Annotated in this window: 31 protein-coding genes; all 31 read right to left on the reverse strand. The window is 40.9% G+C overall.

All coding sequences use genetic code 11. The annotated features are described in order from the left end of the window. Nucleotides 1-82 precede the first annotated feature (82 nt). Entirely contained in the window at nt 83-1,126 is a 1,044-nt protein-coding gene (gene recA / locus WCP76_RS05215) for a recombinase RecA (protein ID WP_336294628.1), read from the reverse strand. Between the two features lie 541 nt (nt 1,127-1,667). Further along, nucleotides 1,668-2,981, reverse strand: a complete 1,314-nt coding sequence (locus WCP76_RS05220; protein WP_336294629.1) for a replication-associated recombination protein A — start codon at nt 2,979-2,981, stop codon at nt 1,668-1,670. 8 nt (nt 2,982-2,989) lie between these two features. Then, a complete protein-coding gene (locus WCP76_RS05225) occupies nt 2,990-4,384 on the reverse strand; it encodes a DegQ family serine endoprotease (protein WP_336294630.1) in 1,395 nt (464 codons plus the stop codon). A 273-nt stretch (nt 4,385-4,657) separates the two neighbouring features. After that, nucleotides 4,658-5,086 (reverse strand): 50S ribosomal protein L17, encoded by a 429-nt coding sequence (gene rplQ, locus WCP76_RS05230; protein ID WP_336294631.1) that lies wholly within the window; start codon nt 5,084-5,086, stop codon nt 4,658-4,660. Between the two features lie 25 nt (nt 5,087-5,111). Next, nucleotides 5,112-6,125, reverse strand: a complete 1,014-nt coding sequence (locus tag WCP76_RS05235; protein WP_336294632.1) for a DNA-directed RNA polymerase subunit alpha — start codon at nt 6,123-6,125, stop codon at nt 5,112-5,114. Between the two features lie 94 nt (nt 6,126-6,219). Next, nucleotides 6,220-6,609 (reverse strand): 30S ribosomal protein S11, encoded by a 390-nt coding sequence (rpsK, locus tag WCP76_RS05240; protein WP_336294633.1) that lies wholly within the window; start codon nt 6,607-6,609, stop codon nt 6,220-6,222. A 110-nt stretch (nt 6,610-6,719) separates the two neighbouring features. Further along, on the reverse strand, nt 6,720-7,088 hold the full coding sequence (gene rpsM, locus WCP76_RS05245; protein WP_336294634.1) for a 30S ribosomal protein S13: 369 nt from the start codon (nt 7,086-7,088) through the stop codon (nt 6,720-6,722). Between the two features lie 152 nt (nt 7,089-7,240). Beyond that, entirely contained in the window at nt 7,241-7,852 is a 612-nt protein-coding gene (locus tag WCP76_RS05250) for an adenylate kinase (protein ID WP_336294635.1), read from the reverse strand. Beyond that, nucleotides 7,849-9,198, reverse strand: a complete 1,350-nt coding sequence (gene secY, locus WCP76_RS05255) for a preprotein translocase subunit SecY (RefSeq protein WP_336294636.1) — start codon at nt 9,196-9,198, stop codon at nt 7,849-7,851. Before secY ends, WCP76_RS05250 begins: the two co-directional genes overlap by 4 nt. 163 nt (nt 9,199-9,361) lie before the next feature. Further along, on the reverse strand, nt 9,362-9,829 hold the full coding sequence (gene rplO / locus WCP76_RS05260; RefSeq protein ID WP_336294637.1) for a 50S ribosomal protein L15: 468 nt from the start codon (nt 9,827-9,829) through the stop codon (nt 9,362-9,364). Nucleotides 9,830-9,849: 20 nt separating this feature from the next. Then, complete coding sequence (gene rpmD, locus WCP76_RS05265) at nt 9,850-10,056, reverse strand: 50S ribosomal protein L30 (RefSeq protein WP_336294638.1); 207 nt, start codon at nt 10,054-10,056, stop codon at nt 9,850-9,852. A gap of 31 nt (nt 10,057-10,087) precedes the next feature. After that, the gene (gene rpsE / locus WCP76_RS05270) at nt 10,088-10,636 is read right to left on the reverse strand and encodes a 30S ribosomal protein S5 (protein WP_336294639.1); all 549 of its coding nucleotides are present in this window, start codon (nt 10,634-10,636) and stop codon (nt 10,088-10,090) included. Nucleotides 10,637-10,750: 114 nt separating this feature from the next. Beyond that, on the reverse strand, nt 10,751-11,113 hold the full coding sequence (rplR, locus tag WCP76_RS05275; protein ID WP_336294640.1) for a 50S ribosomal protein L18: 363 nt from the start codon (nt 11,111-11,113) through the stop codon (nt 10,751-10,753). Nucleotides 11,114-11,125: 12 nt separating this feature from the next. Beyond that, the gene (rplF, locus tag WCP76_RS05280; RefSeq protein ID WP_336294641.1) at nt 11,126-11,659 is read right to left on the reverse strand and encodes a 50S ribosomal protein L6; all 534 of its coding nucleotides are present in this window, start codon (nt 11,657-11,659) and stop codon (nt 11,126-11,128) included. Nucleotides 11,660-11,697: 38 nt separating this feature from the next. Beyond that, nucleotides 11,698-12,096, reverse strand: a complete 399-nt coding sequence (gene rpsH, locus WCP76_RS05285; protein WP_336294642.1) for a 30S ribosomal protein S8 — start codon at nt 12,094-12,096, stop codon at nt 11,698-11,700. A 13-nt stretch (nt 12,097-12,109) separates the two neighbouring features. After that, nucleotides 12,110-12,415, reverse strand: coding sequence for a 30S ribosomal protein S14 (gene rpsN, locus WCP76_RS05290; RefSeq protein WP_336294643.1), 306 nt, complete (start codon nt 12,413-12,415; stop codon nt 12,110-12,112). A 24-nt stretch (nt 12,416-12,439) separates the two neighbouring features. Then, a complete protein-coding gene (gene rplE / locus WCP76_RS05295; RefSeq protein WP_336294644.1) occupies nt 12,440-12,997 on the reverse strand; it encodes a 50S ribosomal protein L5 in 558 nt (185 codons plus the stop codon). Next, nucleotides 12,990-13,304, reverse strand: a complete 315-nt coding sequence (rplX, locus tag WCP76_RS05300) for a 50S ribosomal protein L24 (protein WP_336294645.1) — start codon at nt 13,302-13,304, stop codon at nt 12,990-12,992. Before rplX ends, rplE begins: the two co-directional genes overlap by 8 nt. Before the next feature lie 11 nt (nt 13,305-13,315). Continuing rightward, the gene (rplN, locus tag WCP76_RS05305; RefSeq protein ID WP_336294659.1) at nt 13,316-13,684 is read right to left on the reverse strand and encodes a 50S ribosomal protein L14; all 369 of its coding nucleotides are present in this window, start codon (nt 13,682-13,684) and stop codon (nt 13,316-13,318) included. Between the two features lie 147 nt (nt 13,685-13,831). After that, complete coding sequence (gene rpsQ, locus WCP76_RS05310; RefSeq protein WP_336294646.1) at nt 13,832-14,071, reverse strand: 30S ribosomal protein S17; 240 nt, start codon at nt 14,069-14,071, stop codon at nt 13,832-13,834. An 11-nt stretch (nt 14,072-14,082) separates the two neighbouring features. After that, entirely contained in the window at nt 14,083-14,283 is a 201-nt protein-coding gene (rpmC, locus tag WCP76_RS05315) for a 50S ribosomal protein L29 (protein ID WP_336294647.1), read from the reverse strand. A 12-nt stretch (nt 14,284-14,295) separates the two neighbouring features. Continuing rightward, nucleotides 14,296-14,709: a 50S ribosomal protein L16 gene (rplP, locus tag WCP76_RS05320; protein ID WP_336294648.1), complete on the reverse strand. Its 414-nt coding sequence runs from the start codon at nt 14,707-14,709 to the stop codon at nt 14,296-14,298. 36 nt (nt 14,710-14,745) lie between these two features. Next, nucleotides 14,746-15,456: a 30S ribosomal protein S3 gene (gene rpsC / locus WCP76_RS05325; protein WP_336294649.1), complete on the reverse strand. Its 711-nt coding sequence runs from the start codon at nt 15,454-15,456 to the stop codon at nt 14,746-14,748. Next, the gene (gene rplV / locus WCP76_RS05330) at nt 15,456-15,845 is read right to left on the reverse strand and encodes a 50S ribosomal protein L22 (protein ID WP_336294650.1); all 390 of its coding nucleotides are present in this window, start codon (nt 15,843-15,845) and stop codon (nt 15,456-15,458) included. Before rplV ends, rpsC begins: the two co-directional genes overlap by 1 nt. Nucleotides 15,846-15,847: 2 nt before the next feature. Continuing rightward, nucleotides 15,848-16,126 (reverse strand): 30S ribosomal protein S19, encoded by a 279-nt coding sequence (gene rpsS / locus WCP76_RS05335; RefSeq protein WP_004855734.1) that lies wholly within the window; start codon nt 16,124-16,126, stop codon nt 15,848-15,850. Between the two features lie 15 nt (nt 16,127-16,141). Next, nucleotides 16,142-16,975, reverse strand: a complete 834-nt coding sequence (gene rplB / locus WCP76_RS05340; RefSeq protein ID WP_336294651.1) for a 50S ribosomal protein L2 — start codon at nt 16,973-16,975, stop codon at nt 16,142-16,144. Nucleotides 16,976-16,995: 20 nt separating this feature from the next. Beyond that, nucleotides 16,996-17,289, reverse strand: coding sequence for a 50S ribosomal protein L23 (locus WCP76_RS05345; protein WP_336294652.1), 294 nt, complete (start codon nt 17,287-17,289; stop codon nt 16,996-16,998). Next, a complete protein-coding gene (gene rplD / locus WCP76_RS05350) occupies nt 17,286-17,906 on the reverse strand; it encodes a 50S ribosomal protein L4 (RefSeq protein WP_336294653.1) in 621 nt (206 codons plus the stop codon). The genes WCP76_RS05345 and rplD overlap by 4 nt, the downstream gene beginning before the upstream one ends. Next, nucleotides 17,906-18,646: a 50S ribosomal protein L3 gene (gene rplC / locus WCP76_RS05355; protein WP_336294654.1), complete on the reverse strand. Its 741-nt coding sequence runs from the start codon at nt 18,644-18,646 to the stop codon at nt 17,906-17,908. Before rplC ends, rplD begins: the two co-directional genes overlap by 1 nt. A 27-nt stretch (nt 18,647-18,673) precedes the next feature. Continuing rightward, nucleotides 18,674-18,982: a 30S ribosomal protein S10 gene (gene rpsJ / locus WCP76_RS05360; RefSeq protein WP_336294655.1), complete on the reverse strand. Its 309-nt coding sequence runs from the start codon at nt 18,980-18,982 to the stop codon at nt 18,674-18,676. Between the two features lie 63 nt (nt 18,983-19,045). Continuing rightward, a partial coding sequence (locus tag WCP76_RS05365; protein WP_455578898.1) for an EF-Tu C-terminal domain-related protein occupies nt 19,046-19,159 on the reverse strand: 114 nt, incomplete at its 5' end.

The following is a 19,159-nucleotide window of genomic DNA, read 5'->3' on the forward strand; positions in this document are numbered from 1 at the left end:
AACGATCCGATATTTAAAAATTCTAAAAAATAAAAAACAAAAAAATTTTTAACTAAAGAAACTGTAATCGAACATCCCTTTATCAAATTGTTTCATCACTTTCTGTATTTCCTGACCCTACATTTTCTAACAATTCGATCGCAATCAAACCAGCATTTTGGCGCAAAGCTGTCTCAATCTCTACTGCTACCTCTGCATGATCGCGTAAAAACTGTTTTGCATTCTCACGCCCCTGTCCTAGACGTTGAGAATTATAAGAAAACCACGCGCCAGATTTCTCAACAATACCAACTTTTACTCCTAAATCAATCAACTCACCTAATTTGGAAATACCCTCACCATAAATAATATCAAACTCAACCTGTTTGAATGGGGGAGCCAATTTATTCTTCACCACCTTAACACGCGTTTGATTTCCAACGATCATATCGCGATCTTTAATGGATCCAATGCGACGAATATCTAAGCGAACAGAAGCGTAAAACTTTAATGCATTCCCACCTGTCGTTGTTTCAGGAGAACCAAAAATCACACCAATTTTCATGCGAATTTGATTAATAAAGATTACCATACAGTTAGAACGAAAAATTGATGCCGTGAGTTTTCGTAAAGCTTTACTCATCAACCGTGCTTGCAGTCCAGGTAAAGCATCCCCCATTTCACCATCAATTTCCGCACGTGGTGTCAAAGCTGCAACTGAATCAACAACAAGTACATCAACCGCACCAGAACGAACAAGTGTTTCAGTAATTTCCAATGCCTGCTCACCAGTATCTGGCTGAGAAATGAACAAATTTTCTAAGTCAACACCAAGTTTACGTGCATAAATAGGATCAAGAGCATGCTCTGCATCTACAAAAGCACAAATCCCTCCAACTTTCTGTGCTTCAGCAATAGCATGAAGAGCTAATGTCGTTTTTCCAGAACTTTCTGGTCCATAAATTTCAATAATACGCCCCTTTGGCAGTCCACCTATACCTAAAGCGATATCCAAGGATAATGAACCCGTAGGAACTGTTTCAATTTCAACAACTTGCTCTTTTTGCCCAAGACGCATAATTGAGCCTTTACCAAAAGAGCGTTCAATTTGTGATAGAGCAGCATCGAGAGCTTTTTTTTTATCCACAATTATATCCTTAACCGATTCATAACAACCCAATCTCCGGTGTACACTGTTCCTTTACTCTAACTAAACCCTCGAGTTTAGATTTTCACAGACTATTTTCGTTTCTGTCCCTTTTCTGTATTCACAACAGCCTATGAACACGAATGAAAATAGATTCTTTACTTTATACGAAACAATATACTTCAATAAAACACCTCGAAGAGAAGTTTAATGCACTTATAGCTTTTCTCAAGAAAAGAAACAATTTAAATTTTAATGTAATGTGTTGTACCCACCCCTCCGAACTTCTTTTATACGGATCTTTAGTTATTTACCTAACTATTAACGCAAAAAAGGTCTGCCATAAACCAGACTCTACCACTTTAATATTATAGGATACAGAGCCAATTTATGAATTATAAACGCCAAACACTCGTTAAAACATATTAAGCTATCGTCAAAGAGCAATTTTTCACTCTATAAGAATAATAAGTGTTTCCGCTATGATCTCAATTATCAATGATGATTTACAATTATATAACACAAATAGAATTTATTTTTATTAATTTCCCCGCTTTTGTCGCAATTTTTTCCACCACTCAAGACGTTTTGCAACCTCACGTTCAAAACCGCGTTCTTGTGGTTTATAATAGATCTGACGTCCAAGCTTCTCAGGAAAATATTCCTGTCCTGAAAAAGCATCGGGTTCATCATGGTCATAACGATAACCACGTCCATACCCTTCTTCCTTCATAAATTTTGTAGGTGCATTAAGAATATGCTTAGGAGGAGACAAGGAACCGTTTTTACGTGCACAATGCATAGCTGCTTTATATGCGATATAGGTTGCATTTGATTTTGGTGCAATCGCAACATAAAGACATGCTTGTGCTAAAGCTAACTCTCCTTCCGGTGATCCTAAATAATCATAAGCATCTTTGGCAGCATTACAAATGACAAGAGCTTGCGGATCTGCTAAACCAACATCTTCAACAGCTATACGAACTAATCTTCGCCCAATGTATAAGGGATCTTCACCTGCATCAAGCATACGAGCCAAGTAATAAAGGGCAGCATCAGGATCAGATCCACGAACGGATTTATGCAACGCGGAAATGAGATTATAATGACCATCTCTCCCCTTATCATAAATTGGAGCGCGACGTTGAATGATTTTTTGCACAGCAACCGCATCGAATATCTCCCCTGGTCGTGCAGCAAACCAAATTTCTTCTGCCAATGTTAACATTGCCCGGGCATCACCATCAGACATTCCTATCAGAACATCTCTGGCATAATCATTCAAGGGAAGAGGCTTCCCTTCTATTTCTTCTGCCCGTTTCAAAAGAATATCTAAACTTTCACTGTTATGGGGAAAAAATGTCAAAACACGTGCACGAGAAAGAAGAGCAGCATTAAGTGCAAATGAAGGATTCTCAGTTGTTGCACCTACAAGAATCACAGTACCATCTTCCATAACAGGAAGAAAGCTATCCTGCTGAGCACGATTAAACCGATGAATTTCATCAACAAACAAAAGCGTTTGAGATCCTGACGTAAGCCGAATCTGTGCCTTTTCAAAAATTTTCTTAAGTTCACTAACTCCAGTAAAAATAGCAGAAACTTGTTCAAAAGCAAAACTTGTTTCAAGTGCTAACAAGCGTGCAATCGTCGTTTTTCCTGTCCCTGGAGGCCCCCAAAAAATCATAGAACCAAACGAGCCATTTTTTACCATACGTGAAAGAAGCCCCTTCTCTCCAATCAGATGGTTTTGTCCCGTTACGTCATGAAGAGAGCGAGGACGCATTCTTTCTGCAAGCGGCCGATTTTTCTGAATTTGAATACCAAATGAAGAAGTAAAAAAATCTTTATTCAAAAAAGACCTCAGCGAATAAATTGGCGAATGTACACACCATTACGTTCATATTCTAAATGCCAAATGCGTGGATGATCTCGCATAAGAATCTTTTTCAACTGACTAACTGTTTGAATTTTATGACCATTAACAACACGTAAAATATCTCCGGGACAAAAAATTCCAGCAGCGTTGCTCATTTTATCAAGATTGGTAATCACAACACCTCTTGTAGATGCTGGAAGATGAAAACGTTGTCTATTTTGCGGTGTTACATCCAATATTTCAGCACCAGAAAAAGGGCTTTCATCAATAATTTTTTCAGATTTTAAAAATGCAGAGTCCGGTATCGATGAAATGGTTATTTCTGTCTTAAAAATCTTAGCACTTCGTAAATATTCTAAAACAAGACTGTGTCCAATATCAGCTGTCATCAAACGATATCCAAGCACATCAGGACTATCAACGCGTATCCCTTGTACACTCAAAACAACATCACCTACTTTCAAACCTGCTTTTGCAGCAGGACTGCCTTCGATAATTTCAATGACAAGAGCACCATAAGGACGTTCTAAACCTAAACTATCTGCAATATCGGGCGTAACACTTTGAAAAGATGCACCAATATAAGGTGGTACAAAATGCTTTCCACCACGTCTAACAGTATCAAGCATCACCTTCACAAGATTTGCTGGGATGGCAAAACCAATCCCAACAGAACCGCCTGAACGAGAATAAATAGCCGTATTAATCCCGATTAACTGTCCTTTCATATCAATCAAAGCTCCACCAGAATTTCCTGGATTAATGGCAGCATCTGTTTGAATAAAAAAGTCAAAATCAGAAATCCCAACACGTGTACGCGCTTGTGCTGAAACAATACCACTTGTAACCGTTTGACCAACACCAAAAGGATTACCAATTGCTAAGACAAGATCACCAACTTCAACTGCATCAGAATCTCCTAGAGGAAGAATAGGAAACTGAGCTCCCTTTGCATCAATTTTAAGAACAGCAATATCTGTTTCTTCATCTCTTAGCATAATCTCACTTTCAAACTCTCGTCCATCAGAAAGAGCAACTTTAATTTCATCTGCATCCTTAATAACGTGATAATTGGTAACAATTAAACCACGTGCATCAACAATTACCCCTGATCCCAACGAAGATTGTCTACGGAATGGGCGGTTATTTTGATAGCGCCCAAAAAATTGCTCAAAAAATGGATCACCTTCAAAAGGCGAACGCGTTCTAATTTGCCGCGCTGCATAAATATTCACAACAGATGGAATAGTTTTTTTTACTAAAGAAGAAAATGAAAGGGTAATTTCTTTTTGTGTTTGCGGAATTTGGGAATATGCATAAGTAAAAGATATCTGCGCCATAATAGCAAAAAAAAGCCATAGCAAAAGAGAATGCCTCATCACTCACTCCTCAAAACTAACCTATCCTTTAAATACTAATAGGACAAGAAATTCTCTCATCCTCCATAAGCTAATAACTCTTATTCATATTTATAATGAAGAAGAAAAACAACCGCTTGAATAAAAAATATTATAAAAATAAAATAATTCAATATCTTATAATATCCTTTCTGTATTTATCTATCAAGAAAAAGCAATTCCGAAATATCCACAAAAAAACCGCCCTAAAAAAGGCGGCTTTCTAAAATCTAACAAAAGAAAAATACTTTATCTCTATGAAGAAGTTTCTTTTTCATTAGCAGAATTCTCTCTACGTAGGCGATCCACAGCGCCCTTTGCATCAACATCGCGATCAACAAACTCTATAACAGCCATGGGAGCATTGTCACCGGTACGAAACCCCGCCCTCATAATCCGTAAATATCCACCGTTGCGCAATGCATAACGCGGCGCAAGTGTATCAAATAATTTTGCAACTTTTCCCACATCACGAATAGCTGCAATTGCTTGCCGACGCGCATGCAACCCCCCACGCTTACCGAGCGTAACTAACTTTTCAACAATAGGGCGAATTTCCTTAGCCTTTGGAAGCGTTGTCACAATCTGCTCATGTTCAATCAGCGCAACCGCCATATTAGCGAACATCGCTTTACGGTGACTGGCAGTCCGGTTCAACTTGCGGCCTGACTTACTATGGCGCATAAACCTTCTCCTTAAACTTTAAATTTTAATACTGGTCTTCATAACGTTTTGCGAGATCATCAATGTTTTCAGGCGGCCATGCAGCAATCTCCATGCCAAGGTGTAACCCCATACACGCCAAAACCTCTTTAATCTCATTCAACGACTTCCGCCCAAAATTCGGTGTCCGAAGCATTTCAGATTCTGTTTTTTGGATGAGATCACCAATGTAAACAATATTGTCATTCTTAAGACAATTTGCCGAACGAACTGAAAGCTCTAATTCATCCACCTTTCTGAGAAGCGCAGGATTAAAAGCAAGCTCAGAATCAGCTTCTTCTATGACTTCCTTCTGTGGCTCCTCAAAATTAACAAACAACGATAATTGATCCTGAAGAATACGTGCTGCAAAAGCAACAGCATCTTCTCCATTAACAGCACCATTTGTTTCAATTGTTAGCGTTAATTTATCATAATCCAGAACTTGCCCCTCACGGGTATTTTCGACTTTATAAGACACCTTACGAATTGGTGAATAAAGGCTGTCAACTGGTATCAAACCTATTCGTGCATCATCAACACAATTACGGTCAGACGGAACATAACCCTTCCCTGTATTGACAATAAATTCCATACGAATCTCAGCATCTTCGTCAAGAGTGCAGATAACATGCTCTGGATTCAAAACTTCCATATCTCCAACAGTATTGATATCTCCTGCTTTAACAACACCAGGCCCCTCTTTACAAATGACGACACGTTTAGGACCCTCTTCTTCCATACGAAGTGCAATTTCTTTTATATTAAGAATAATATCTGTAACATCTTCACGAACACCTGGAATTGATGAGAATTCATGTAGCACACCATCAATCTGCACAGCCGTAATCGCAGCACCGCGAAGCGATGACAGTAATACGCGACGAAGCGCATTTCCTAACGTTAAGCCAAAGCCACGTTCAAGAGGTTCCGCAATCACGCTCAAAATATTTGGATTATCATGCGCACAAAACTCAACCTTATTGGGCTTAATCAGTTCCTGCCAGTTTTTCTGGATCATATTTTTATTCCCGTTCTCTAGTTCCGTTACCATTCAATCGTAACGGTCAATGTGAACATCAGAGAAGCCTCTGACAACAAAAAACAATAACCAATTAAACACGCCGCCTTTTCCGCGGGCGACATCCATTATGAGGAATTGGTGTTACATCACGAATAGACGTAATGACAAGACCAACAGACTGCAATGCACGCAGCGCAGATTCACGACCCGCTCCAGGACCACAAACCTCAACTTCCAATGAACGCATACCATGCTCCTGGGCTTTCTTAGCACAATCTTCTGCAGCAACCTGAGCAGCAAAAGGCGTAGACTTACGCGACCCCTTAAATCCTTGAGCACCTGCAGACGACCACGCAATTGTATTTCCCTGAGCATCGGCAATAGTAATCATTGTATTGTTAAATGTTGAATTAATATGCACAATACCTGATGAAATATTCTTTCGCTCGCGACGACGAACACGTGTGGCTTCTTTGGCCATATCCTTCCTTTCAACGATCTCTACACTACCGTAATACCAGCAGCTCCACCCTCTTCTCTGTTGCAAAAAATTTTAGAAAAACAACAGAATAACTTAAAAAAATCTTAATGTTATTTTTTCTTACCGGCAATTGCCCTAGCTGGACCCTTACGAGTACGTGCATTCGTATGTGTACGCTGACCACGAACAGGTAAAGAACGACGATGACGTAACCCACGATAGCAACCAAGATCCATTAAACGTTTAACATTCATAGCCACCTCACGGCGAAGATCACCTTCAACCTGATAGCCTTGATCTATCGCTTCACGGATCTGCAGCACATCCGCATCCGAAAGCTCATGTACACGACGCTCTGCAGGAATACCAACCTTTTTAGTAATTTCTTGAGCAAATTTCTGTCCAATCCCGTGGATATATTGAAGCGCAATAACAACACGCTTATTCGTCGGGATATTGACGCCAGCAATACGAGCCACGCCTATTCTCCTTGGTTATGTTAATAATTAACCATAAAATACTTGATGTACCTTATAGAAGAAGTGATCCGATATAAAAAAATTCCGAATCCCTCTATTTTATTTTATCGAAATAATTTTTAAACCGTTTCTGATAGATCTCATAAAAAAAGTCAACACTTTTCATCTCTTTTAAAAAAAATTCCTTCGTCAAGAAACTTTCTAATTATGCATGATATTTCGGTGATACCAATCATTCCATCCACTACCTTTAAAAATCCTCTATCTGAATAAAATTTCGATAAAGGAGCCGTCTTTTCACGATATTCCAATAATCTCTTAGCAAAAGAAACAGGATTATCATCTGAACGAACTTGCCCACCCGCAGCTATTGTTTCCTCAACACGTTTTTTCATTCGCTCAATCAACACATCTTCATCAACACTCAGCTCGATCACGGCGTTAAGGCACATATTTTTTGATTGCAAAATTTTTTGCAACGCTTCTGCCTGTGCTACAGTTCGCGGATACCCATCCAAAACAAAGCCGTTTATACAATCACTACCATCAATCCGATCTGATACAATTTGATTAACAATACAATCAGAAACCAAAGCACCAGAGCTCATAATAGCTTTGGCTTTTTTTCCAACTTCCGTCTCTCGGACTATAGCTTCACGCAACATATCACCTGTTGATAACTGAGGCACATTATACTCTTCAGTTATCATTTTAGCTTGCGTACCTTTTCCAGACCCGGGAGGCCCTAAAAGAACAACTCTCATCGATTCCTCTTACCTCCACGAAGTTTTGACTTTTTAATCAATCCTTCATATTGGTGCGCAATAAGATGCCCCTGAATTTGAGCAACTGTATCAAGTGTAACAGTAACAACAATCAATAAGGATGTCCCCCCAAGATAAAAAGGGACCTGTAGCGCAGATATCATAAACTCAGGTAGCAAACAGACCAAAACAATATAAATCGCTCCCACAACAGTGATACGTGTCAAAACATAATCAATATATTCAGCTGTACGCTCACCCGGACGAAAACCCGGAATAAAACCAGAGTGTTTTTTCAACTGATCTGCCGTATCGCTTGGATTAAATACAATAGCTGTATAAAAAAAGCAAAAAAATGCTATCAAAATGGCATAAATAATCATGTAAAGTGGCTGTCCATGATCAAGAGAATACGAAACAGTTTGAACCCATTGCGGCATTTTATCAGAAAAATTATTAATAGTTGCGGGTAATAACAACAAGGATGAAGCAAAAATCGGAGGAATAACACCCGCAGTATTTAGTTTTAAAGGAAGATGTGACATATCTCCTTGAAACATCTGATTACCAACTTGACGTTTCGGATACTGAATAAGAATTCTCCGTTGCGCACGCTCTACAAAAACAATAACTCCTATAACAGAAATCGCAATAAGCATAATTCCTATTAATAAAAAAGTTGATAAATCAGCCTGACTATGAGCAGTTAAAAGTTGAGCAAAAGTAGAAGGAAGATTAGCCACAATACCTGTGAAAATAATGAGAGAAATTCCATTGCCAATACCACGTGACGTAATCTGCTCGCCAAGCCACATTAAAAACATTGTTCCACCAACAAGTGTGATAACAGAAGAGACACGAAACATAACACCGGGCTCAACAACAATCTGATAGTCTGTTCCTATACCAGTTTCAAGCGCAATCGCGATACCAAACGCCTGCAGGATAGCTAACACTACTGTTACGTAGCGGGTATACTGATTAATAACCTTTCGGCCTCCTAATTCACCCTCTTTTTTGAGAGTTTCTAACGAAGGAATAATTGAGGTTAGCAATTGCACAATAATTGACGCAGATATATACGGCATAATACCAAGAGCAAAAATTGCCATGCGTCCAACAGCACCTCCAGCAAACATATTAAACAATCCTAAAACACCAGATGCGTGATGTTCAAATGTTTGCCGTAAAGAATCAATATCAATACCAGGAAGAGAAATATAAGTACCAAAGCGATACACAAGAAGTGCAGCCAAGGTAAACCAAATACGTTTTTTTAATTCGGTTGCACGTGAAAAGGTACCAAAATTTAGATTAGAAGCAAATTGCTCTGCCGCTGATGCCATAAAACGTCTCCAGTCTATACTTCAATTTTTAAAATCATAGAAGTATAACTTTTAAAACACATACCGTCATACATATATAAATGCAAAACTTACATAATTTTCCATAAAAGATATCCAAAAACGAAGCCCCCCTTCTTTAGAACGTCATTTACATCAAAAAAGCTCACCGAACAGTACCAGAAAAAGTAACCTGACCTCCAGCTTTTTCAACTTTAACACGAGCAGCTTCAGAAGCACCGGAAACATGAAATACGATCTTTTCTTTAAAATCACCATCAGAAAGAAGACGTACTCCACTCTTTATACGACGAATAACACCCGCCTCTTGCAATGCGATAGCATCAACAGGTTTCTCAATATCTAACTTACCTGCATCAACCGCAAACTGAATACGTCCCAAAGAAACTTCATTATAGGTTTTAGCAAAAAAATTTTTAAACCCACGCTTTGGCAAACGACGATAGATAGGCATTTGCCCACCCTCAAAACCATTAAGCGAAACACCAGAACGTGATTTTTGCCCTTTTACACCACGACCACAAGTTTTACCAGTACCAGAACCAATACCACGCCCAACACGTTTACGATTTCTTGTTGCACCGTCACGATCACGTAGCTCATTGAGTTTCATATTTTATACTCCTGCAACTTTTAATCTTCATCTACAACACGAACAAGATGCCGAACCTTACTAATCATACCTCGCACACAAAGCGTATCCTCTAAAACACGTCGCCGCCGCATTTTATTTAATCCGAGCCCTTTTAAAGTTGCACGCTGAATCTGCGAATTCCGAATTGGACTACCAATTTGCTCTATCGTCACAGTTTTGCTATCCTGAGATTTTTTCTGAACCATTTCCTAATTCCTTTTCTGATAATCTCAGAAACTACCCTTCTGCATCAACTAAATGCTTACGACGCGCCTGCAAAGTAGAATATTTTATACCACGTTGAGCAGCAATATCTCTAGGATGCATCTGACGCTTTAGCGCATCAAATGTTGCACGTACCATGTTATAAGGATTAGATGAGCCCAATGATTTTGCAACAACATCCTGCATACCAAGAGTTTCAAAAATAGCACGCATCGGTCCACCAGCAATAATACCGGTACCAGCAGAAGCCGAACGTAATAATACACGACCAGCTCCATGACGGCCCTCAAGATCATGATGCAATGTACGTCCAGACCGAAGCGGGACATAGATCATCCCACGCTTTGCAGCTTCCGTAGCCTTACGAACCGCCTCCGGAACTTCACGAGCTTTACCATGACCAAAGCCTACGCGCCCTTTTTGATCTCCAACAACTACAAGAGCAGCAAAACCAAAACGCCTACCACCCTTAACAACCTTAGCAACACGATTGATATGAACAAGTCTGTCGACAAATTCACCATCACGTTCATCCCGCTCACCACGTTCTTTTTGTGCCATTCCTCATTCCTTTTTCTTTTCCGGAAGCACGACAACAAAGTTCCACTATAAAACAAGAGGAACCTACACGAAATATCGAAGAACCCTTTTACTCAAATTTTCGAATAAAATATCTTAGAAACTCAAGCCACCTTCACGAGCAGCTTCAGCTAAAGCCCTTACTCTACCATGGTAAACATATGCTCCACGATCAAAAACCACCTTATTAACACCAACTTCCTTTGCACGCTCAGCAATTAATTTACCTACAGCAAAGGCAGCTTCTTTATCAGAACCGCTTTTAAGCGTTTTCTTTAAACTCTCCTCAAGAGTGGATGCTGAAACAAGTGTGCATCCACGCAAATCATCGATAATCTGTGCGTAAATATTCTGATTTGAGCGATAAACACTAAGCCGCAGGCGATCACTACTAACCATTTTAATTCTACGGCGAACACGCCGTGCACGACGCCGGATAATGTCCTTAGATGAAACCATGATGCAAAATCCTTATTTCTTTTTACCTTCTTTACGGAAGATACGCTCATCGGCATGCTTAACACCTTTGCCTTTGTAAGGCTCAGGTCTACGATACTCGCGAATTTCTGCTGCAACCTGCCCAACTTGCTGCTTATCAATTCCAGAAACAACAATTTCTGTAGGCTTAGGAACCGTTACAGTCACACCCACCGGCACTTTATAAACTACATCGTGTGAAAAACCTAACGATAACTGAACATCTCGCCCCTGCAAAGCAGCACGATAACCAACACCATTAATTTCTAACTTCTTTTCAAAGCCATCCTTCACACCGCAAAAAATATTCTCAATCATTGAGCGCGACATCCCCCATTTAGAGCGCGCATCCTTTGATTGATCCCGCGGAGAAACCAATATAGCATTCTCCTCAAGCTTGACCAGGACTTCGTCATTAACGACGTAGCTTAGTTCACCTTTTGGGCCTTTTGCCTTAACCAACTGACCCTCAACAGTCGCAGTAACCCCAGAAGGAATTAAAACGGGCTTTTTTCCAATACGAGACATTGTTCTAACCTATTTTTATTCTGTTTTCTTAAAATAACCTAGAAAACACGACAGAGAAGCTCTCCACCAACATTCCGTTCACGCGCCTCATGATCTGCCATCACTCCTTGAGGAGTCGATAAAATCGAAATACCAAGACCATTTGCGACCTGAGGAAGTGACTTAGCTGAAACATACACACGACGACCTGGCTTTGAAACACGTGAAATCTCACGAATAGCAGCCACTCCCTCAAAATATTTCAACTCTATTTCAATCTCAGACTTCCCAGCAGTCAAATTAACTTTGCTATATCCACGAATATAGCCTTCGGACTGAAGAACATCAAGAACACGCGCACGAAGCGTTGAAGCAGGTGTAACCACTTTCCCTTTTTTGCGACAAATTGCATTACGAATACGCGTTAACATATCACCAAGAGGATCTGACATAGACATTTAAAATCTCCTCTTACCAACTAGACTTAACAATGCCTGGGATATGCCCTATAGAACCAAGTTCACGCAATGCAATCCGCGACATTTTTAATTTACGATAATAAGCTCGTGGACGCCCAGAAACCTCACAACGATTACGAACACGAACTTTTGCAGAATTACGCGGTAACTCTGCCAACTGGACAGAAGCTTTAAAACGCTCTTCAAGAGAAATCTTCTGATCCATAACTATCATCTTCAAGCGTGCCCGATGCGCAGCATAACGCTTTACCATCATCTTACGACGCTTATTTTTCTCAACGGCACTTACTTTGGCCATATTTTCACCTCGCTACGCTTGCCGTTACGAACGAAAAGGAAAATTAAAAGCACGCAACAATTCACGTGCCTCATCATCCGTTTTTGCTGTCGTGCAAACGATAATATCCATACCCCAAATTTGATCAACTTTATCGTAGTTGATTTCTGGAAACACAATATGCTCCTTAATACCCATAGCAAAATTGCCACGACCATCAAAGCTTTTTGGATTAAGACCACGAAAGTCACGAACCCGCGGAAGTGCAATTGTAACAAGACGATCCAAAAACTCAAACATACGATCTTTACGCAATGTAACTTTAGCCCCAAGAGGTATTCCCTCGCGAACCTTAAAGGTCGCAATAGAATTACGCGCACAGGTAACAACAGCCTTCTGACCTGCTATTAACCCCAAATCCTCGGCAGCAGCAGATGGCTTTTTAGAATCAGCAGTTGCCTCACCAATTCCCATATTAACAACAATTTTATCAACCCGCGGAATTTGCATAACATTTTTATAATTAAACTTCTCTTGAAGCGCTTTACGAACCACTTCAAAATAATGCTTCTTCATACGCGGCATTAGTTTTTCTTCAGCCATTAATCAACTCTCCCGAACGCTTGGCAAAACGAATTTTATTACCATCTGCATTCATACGAAAACCCACACGAGTAGGCTTACCATCTTGAGGATCAGCAATCGCTAAATTAGACAAATGAATCGGAGCCTCCATAGAAACAATTCCAGCCTCTTGCTTTTGCGTCTGACGTTGATGACGTTTAACCATATTAACCCCACGAACAAAAGCATTACTCTCCTTCGGATTCACCTTAATTACTTCACCACGACACCCTTTATCCTTACCGGACAAAACAACGACTTTATCACCTTTTCGAATCTTCTGCATAAAATTACTCCTTACAACACTTCAGGAGCAAGTGAAATGATCTTCATATGATTCCTACCACGAAGCTCACGAGGAACTGGCCCAAAGATACGTGTACCGACCGGCTCTTTCTTATTATCCACCAAAACGGCGGCATTGCTATCAAAACGAATAACACTACCGTCTGCGCGACGAATATCTTTAGCAGTACGTACCACTACAGCTTTCATCACATCACCCTTTTTAACACGACCACGAGGAATAGCATCCTTAACCGAAACAACAATAATGTCACCGACCGAAGCATATTTTCGCTTTGAACCGCCCAACACCTTGATGCACATGACACGACGAGCACCAGAATTATCGGCAACGTCGAGGTTTGTTTGCATCTGAATCATGACTGGCCACCTTCTCTTATATATCCACATCTGGAGATACCTACAATATACCCAGATTTGCCTGCCAAATAATGATAAAACTATTGTTTTAAACTTTAGCAATAAAAATAAAAACACTGTTAAATTTTAAAACAATAAACCTAATAACTACGCTACACTGCTTTTAACAACAGCCCAACGTTTATCTTTCGAAATCGGTCTAGATTCCTGAATAGAAACTAGATCCCCAATTTTGAACTGATTGTTCTCGTCATGTGCCTTATACTTTTTAGACTGCCGAACAGTTTTCTTTAGAAGTGGATGAGAATAACGGCGCTCCACTTTGACAACCACAGTCTTATCGCCTTTGTCACTAACAACAACACCCTGCAAAATGCGTTTAGGCATCTCTTATTTCCTTAAACCTTACTTTCGTTTATCTTCTGACGAAGAAAAGTTTTAACACGCGCAATATCACGACGAACTTGCCTAACACGTGCAGTCTTTTCCAATTGACCTGTCGCTTTTTGAAAGCGCAAATTAAACTGCTCTTTCTTTAACTTGGCCAATTCATCTTTCATTTGGTCGAGCGTCTGCGCCCGTAATTCTATGGCTCTCATCGCTTAACCTCTTTATTCAGCAATACGCTGGATGAAACGCGTTTTAATAGGCAACTTTGCTGCACCTAACCTGAGCGCTTCACGTGCCACGTCTTCAGGAACGCCATCAAGCTCAAACATGACACGACCAGGCGCAACACGAGCTGCCCAATAATCTACACTACCCTTACCCTTACCCATACGAACTTCAGTCGGCTTAGATGTAACAGGAAGATCCGGAAAAATACGAATCCATACACGACCAGAACGTTTCATATAACGTGTAATCGCACGACGAGCCGCCTCAATTTGGCGGGCAGTAATACGTTCTGGCTCGACAGCCTTTAAACCGTAAGCACCGAAATTCAAATCCGTACCACCCTTCGAAACACCATGAATACGGCCCTTGAACTGCTTACGGAACTTTGTGCGCTTTGGCTGCAACATTGCTCTCTACTCCAAATTTTAGCTCAACCACAAAAATTAAACATTTTCACGGCGACGATTTGACGAAGATCCAGAATGATCAACTTCTGTAGCTCTACGCTCTGAAGCCATCGGATCATGCTCAAGAATCTCGCCCTTAAAGACCCAAACCTTAACACCACAAATACCGTATGCAGTCTTAGCTTCCGCTGTACCATAATCAACATCAGAACGCAAAGTATGAAGGGGAACACGACCTTCACGATACCACTCCATCCGAGCAATTTCAGCACCACCAAGACGACCAGAACAGTTGATTCGGATTCCTTCCGCCCCAAGCCGCATAGCTGACTGAACTGCACGTTTCATAGCACGCCGAAAAGAAACACGACGCTCTAACTGCTGAGCAATTGATTGCGCGATAATCGTAGCATCAACTTCCGGCTTACGAATTTCTACAATATTTAATGAAGTCTCAGCATTTGTCATTTCAGAAAGCTTACGACGAAGCTTTTCAATATCAGCACCTTTTTTACCAATAATTAGACCAGGACGCGCTGAATGAATTGTTACACGACATTTCTTATGAGGACGCTCAATAACAACCTTAGAAATAGCTGCCTGCTTCAACTCTTCAAGCACATATAAACGAATCCTTAAATCCTCATGAAGAAGACGCCCATATTCACCACTATCAGCATACCAACGGGAATCCCAAGTCCGATTAACTCCAAGACGAAGCCCTATTGGATTAATCTTCTGCCCCATTATGCAGCCTCCATTTTTTCGGTAACTTCACGAACAACAATAGTAAGATGCGAGAAAGGACGCTCAACCCGACTAGTACGTCCACGACCACGAACATGAAAACGTTTCATCACTATCGACTTACCAACATAAGCTTCTGCAACAATAAGCGAATCAATATCAAGATCGTGGTTATTCTCCGCATTTGCAATCGCTGATTCAAGAGTTTTTTTCACAGTTCCAGCAATACGTTTACGTGAAAATGTTAAATCAGCTAGCGCCACATTAACCCTCTTCCCACGAATCATTGCAGCAACCAAATTAAGTTTTTGCGGACTAACACGAATCGTTCTAGCAACAGCCTTTGCTTCATTATCCTTAAGCTGGCGCGGAATCTTAGCTTTTCCCATCCCTATTTCCTCTTCGCTTTCTTATCCGCACCATGCCCATAATAAGTCCGAGTGGGAGCGAACTCACCAAACTTATGCCCAACCATCTCTTCAGAAACAGAAACAGGAATATGCTTATTGCCGTTGTAAACACCAAAAGTCAAACCAACAAATTGTGGCAAAATAGTAGAGCGACGACTCCATATTTTTATAACTTCATTCCGCCCACTTGCACGTACCTTTTCTGCCTTCCCAAGAAGATAGCCGTCAACAAACGGACCCTTCCAAACCGAACGAACCACTTTAAACTACCTTTCTCATTTCTTACGCTGATGACGCGTACGCATGATAAATTTATCAGTGGCTTTATTAGAACGCGTACGCTTACCTTTTGTAGGCTTTCCCCAAGGAGACACTGGATGACGCCCCCCTGATGTACGACCTTCACCACCACCGTGTGGATGATCAACTGGATTCATAGCAACACCACGAACATGGGGGCGCTTACCACGCCAACGTGATCGACCGGCCTTACCATCGCTAATATTTCCATGATCAGGATTCGAAACAGCACCAACAGTGGCAAAACAACTGCTAGACACTAAACGCTGCTCTCCAGAATTAAGACGGAGAATAGCCATCCCTTGATCTCGCCCAACCAACTGCGCATAAGTACCAGCTGAACGCGCAATCTGACCACCTTTCCCCGGCTTCATCTCAACATTATGAATAATTGTTCCTACCGGCATATTACCAACCGGCATAGCATTTCCTGGCTTAACGTCAACATGTGAACCAGCTACAACAGAATCACCAACACCAAGACGCTGAGGCGCAAGAATATAACCTAACTGCCCATCATCATAGCGAATCAATGCGATAAAAGCAGTGCGATTTGGATCATATTCCAAACGCTCAACTACTGCAGGAACATCACGTTTAAGACGCTTAAAATCAACAAACCGATAGCTACGTTTATGACCACCACCCTGAAAACGAGCAGTAATTCGTCCATGATTATTACGTCCACCTTTTGATGACAGACCTTCAGTCAATACTTTTACAGACTTCCCTTTATAAAGACAGGAACGATCTACAATAACAAGCTGACGCTGCCCGGACGTAGTTGGATTAAAATGCTTAAGTGCCATTATTTTATCTCCGAGCCTCCTTAAAGACCTGTCGAAACATCGATAGACTGACCGCTAGCCAGAGTTACGATCGCTTTTTTGACATCACTCTGCCGACCAACAGTACCTTTGAAACGTTTTACTTTACCCTTACGGATCACCGTATTAACTGATTCCACCTTAACACCAAAAAGCGCTTCAACAGCAGCCTTAATCTCAGGCTTAGTCGCTTTTGGCGCAACATTAAAAGCAACCTGATTATACTCAGAAATCATAGTCGACTTCTCAGTAATAACTGGACTAACAATTATATCATAATGGCAAAGGTCTGTCATTTAAAACGCTCCTCGAGAGCCTCAACAGCTGCTTTTGATAAAACAAGTTTGCTGCGACGCAAAATATCATAAACATTAATCCCTTGAACTGGTAAAACATCAATATTGGGAATATTAGATGCCGCACGAGAAAAGCTAATATCAACTTCTTTACCACCAATTAAGAGAGCATTATCGAACCCAAGCTTAGAAAAACTAGCAACAAGAACTTTAGTTTTAGCATCTTTAACATTAAAATCATCAACAACAATTAAATCATTTGCCTTTAACTTAGCTGATAAAGCAAGACGCACTCCAAATGCACGAACTTTTTTAGGAAGACCATGGGCATGGCTACGAACTACCGGACCATGAGCTTTACCACCGCCTCGAAACTGTGGCGCACGAGCAGAAGAGTGCCGAGCACGCCCAGTTCCTTTTTGTTTGAACATTTTTGCCCCTGTTCGAGATACATCAGATCGCCCCTGCGATTGATGTGCTCCCTGTTGGCGACACGCAAGCTGCCAACGAACAACGCGCTGCAAAATATCTTCACGCGGAGCAAGACCAAAAATACCCTCAGAAACTTTTAACTTACCAGCTTCATTACCATCAAGGGTTTTAATTACAAGATCCATTATTCGGCTCCCTCAGCTTTAGAGGCTTCCATCACCGGAGCAACCACCTCCGTTATCTCTTTCCCAAGATGACGAATACCTGCAGGCTTCGGCACATTATTAGGAAGAGGCTTTTTTATAGCATCCCGCACTAAAATCCAAGCACCCTTAGAGCCAGAAACAGCACCGCGCACTAAAATCAAACCACGTTCAACATCTGTGAAAACAACTTCAATATTCTGCGTTGTGACACGAACCTGCCCCATATGGCCAGCCATTTTTTTACCTTTAAACACTTTACCAGGGTCTTGATTCTGTCCTGTCGAACCATGAGCACGATGTGTGATTGAATTTCCATGTGAAGCACGATGCCCACCAAAATTATGCCGTTTCATAACACCAGCAAAACCTTTACCGATACTCGTACTTGTTACATCAACTCTCTGTCCCGGAACAAAATGTTCCACTGTAATCTCAGTACCGATATCAAGAAGATTATCGGGACTAACACGAAATTCCGCCACTTTGGCTTTCGGCTCAACGGAAGCTTTAGAAAAATGCCCACGAAGAGCTTTTGAGGTATTCTTAACCTTAGCAAAGCCAACACCTAATTGAACAGCAGTATAACCATTCTTCTCAACTGTACGCTGAGCAATAACCTGACAATTTTCTAAACGAAGTACCGTTACCGGCACATGCTCACCAGCATCATTATAAACACGGGTCATACCAAGTTTTTGTGCTATTACACCTGAACGCATCGGGTCTGTTCCTTCTGTCTTCAAACCTTAAAGCTTAATCTCAACATCCACACCAGCAGAAAGATCAAGCTTCATAAGCGCATCTACTGTTTGTGGTGTTGGATCAACAATATCAAGAAGACGCTTATGTGTACGCATCTCAAACTGCTCACGACTCTTTTTGTCAATATGCGGACCACGATTGACTGTAAATTTTTCAATCCGCGTAGGAAGCGGAATGGGACCACGGACATCGGCACCAGTACGTTTAGCAGTCGACACAATTTCACGCGTCGATGCATCTAGGATCCGATGATCAAATGCTTTTAAGCGAATGCGGATATTTTGACTGTTCATGCTCTTTATTTCCCTGTCATCAAAAAGCCTTTAACAATAAAGACGCTCTTCAACAAGCATTATTTACTCAATGATTTTAGAAACGATACCTGCACCAACAGTACGACCACCTTCACGAATAGCAAAACGAAGCTTCTCCTCCATCGCAATCGGAACAATCAAAGAGACATCCATAGC

The sequence above is a fragment of the Bartonella vaga genome, from assembly GCF_037070895.1.
Taxonomy (GTDB): domain Bacteria; phylum Pseudomonadota; class Alphaproteobacteria; order Rhizobiales; family Rhizobiaceae; genus Bartonella.

What these genes read in the sequence shown, in the direction of transcription:
- rplB (WP_336294651.1), bottom strand. Translation starts at nt 16,975, where the DNA reads ATGGCACTTAAGCATTTTAATCCAACTACGTCCGGGCAGCGTCAGCTT.
- rpsJ (WP_336294655.1), bottom strand. Translation starts at nt 18,982, where the DNA reads ATGAACAGTCAAAATATCCGCATTCGCTTAAAAGCATTTGATCATCGG.
- rpsK (WP_336294633.1), bottom strand. Translation starts at nt 6,609, where the DNA reads ATGGCCAAAGAAGCCACACGTGTTCGTCGTCGCGAGCGAAAGAATATT.
- WCP76_RS05225 (WP_336294630.1), bottom strand. Translation starts at nt 4,384, where the DNA reads ATGAGGCATTCTCTTTTGCTATGGCTTTTTTTTGCTATTATGGCGCAG.
- rplF (WP_336294641.1), bottom strand. Translation starts at nt 11,659, where the DNA reads ATGTCTCGTATTGGAAAAAAGCCCGTTTTAATTCCTTCTGGGGTTACT.
- rpmC (WP_336294647.1), bottom strand. Translation starts at nt 14,283, where the DNA reads ATGAGAGCCATAGAATTACGGGCGCAGACGCTCGACCAAATGAAAGAT.
- rpsH (WP_336294642.1), bottom strand. Translation starts at nt 12,096, where the DNA reads ATGTCTATGTCAGATCCTCTTGGTGATATGTTAACGCGTATTCGTAAT.
- rplQ (WP_336294631.1), bottom strand. Translation starts at nt 5,086, where the DNA reads ATGCGCCATAGTAAGTCAGGCCGCAAGTTGAACCGGACTGCCAGTCAC.
- rpmD (WP_336294638.1), bottom strand. Translation starts at nt 10,056, where the DNA reads ATGGTTCAGAAAAAATCTCAGGATAGCAAAACTGTGACGATAGAGCAA.
- rplC (WP_336294654.1), bottom strand. Translation starts at nt 18,646, where the DNA reads ATGCGTTCAGGTGTAATAGCACAAAAACTTGGTATGACCCGTGTTTAT.
- rplR (WP_336294640.1), bottom strand. Translation starts at nt 11,113, where the DNA reads ATGGTTTCATCTAAGGACATTATCCGGCGTCGTGCACGGCGTGTTCGC.
- rplO (WP_336294637.1), bottom strand. Translation starts at nt 9,829, where the DNA reads ATGAAACTCAATGAGCTACGTGATCGTGACGGTGCAACAAGAAATCGT.
- WCP76_RS05345 (WP_336294652.1), bottom strand. Translation starts at nt 17,289, where the DNA reads ATGACAGACCTTTGCCATTATGATATAATTGTTAGTCCAGTTATTACT.
- rplV (WP_336294650.1), bottom strand. Translation starts at nt 15,845, where the DNA reads ATGGGAAAAGCTAAGATTCCGCGCCAGCTTAAGGATAATGAAGCAAAG.
- WCP76_RS05250 (WP_336294635.1), bottom strand. Translation starts at nt 7,852, where the DNA reads ATGAGAGTTGTTCTTTTAGGGCCTCCCGGGTCTGGAAAAGGTACGCAA.
- rplD (WP_336294653.1), bottom strand. Translation starts at nt 17,906, where the DNA reads ATGGATCTTGTAATTAAAACCCTTGATGGTAATGAAGCTGGTAAGTTA.
- rpsN (WP_336294643.1), bottom strand. Translation starts at nt 12,415, where the DNA reads ATGGCCAAAGTAAGTGCCGTTGAGAAAAATAAGCGTCGTAAGATGATG.
- rplP (WP_336294648.1), bottom strand. Translation starts at nt 14,709, where the DNA reads ATGTTGCAGCCAAAGCGCACAAAGTTCCGTAAGCAGTTCAAGGGCCGT.
- rplE (WP_336294644.1), bottom strand. Translation starts at nt 12,997, where the DNA reads ATGGCTGAAGAAAAACTAATGCCGCGTATGAAGAAGCATTATTTTGAA.
- rpsQ (WP_336294646.1), bottom strand. Translation starts at nt 14,071, where the DNA reads ATGCCTAAACGCATTTTGCAGGGTGTTGTTGTTAGTGACAAAGGCGAT.
- rplN (WP_336294659.1), bottom strand. Translation starts at nt 13,684, where the DNA reads ATGATTCAGATGCAAACAAACCTCGACGTTGCCGATAATTCTGGTGCT.
- WCP76_RS05235 (WP_336294632.1), bottom strand. Translation starts at nt 6,125, where the DNA reads ATGATCCAGAAAAACTGGCAGGAACTGATTAAGCCCAATAAGGTTGAG.
- rpsE (WP_336294639.1), bottom strand. Translation starts at nt 10,636, where the DNA reads ATGGCACAAAAAGAACGTGGTGAGCGGGATGAACGTGATGGTGAATTT.
- rplX (WP_336294645.1), bottom strand. Translation starts at nt 13,304, where the DNA reads ATGCAGAAGATTCGAAAAGGTGATAAAGTCGTTGTTTTGTCCGGTAAG.
- secY (WP_336294636.1), bottom strand. Translation starts at nt 9,198, where the DNA reads ATGGCATCAGCGGCAGAGCAATTTGCTTCTAATCTAAATTTTGGTACC.
- rpsC (WP_336294649.1), bottom strand. Translation starts at nt 15,456, where the DNA reads ATGGGGCAGAAGATTAATCCAATAGGGCTTCGTCTTGGAGTTAATCGG.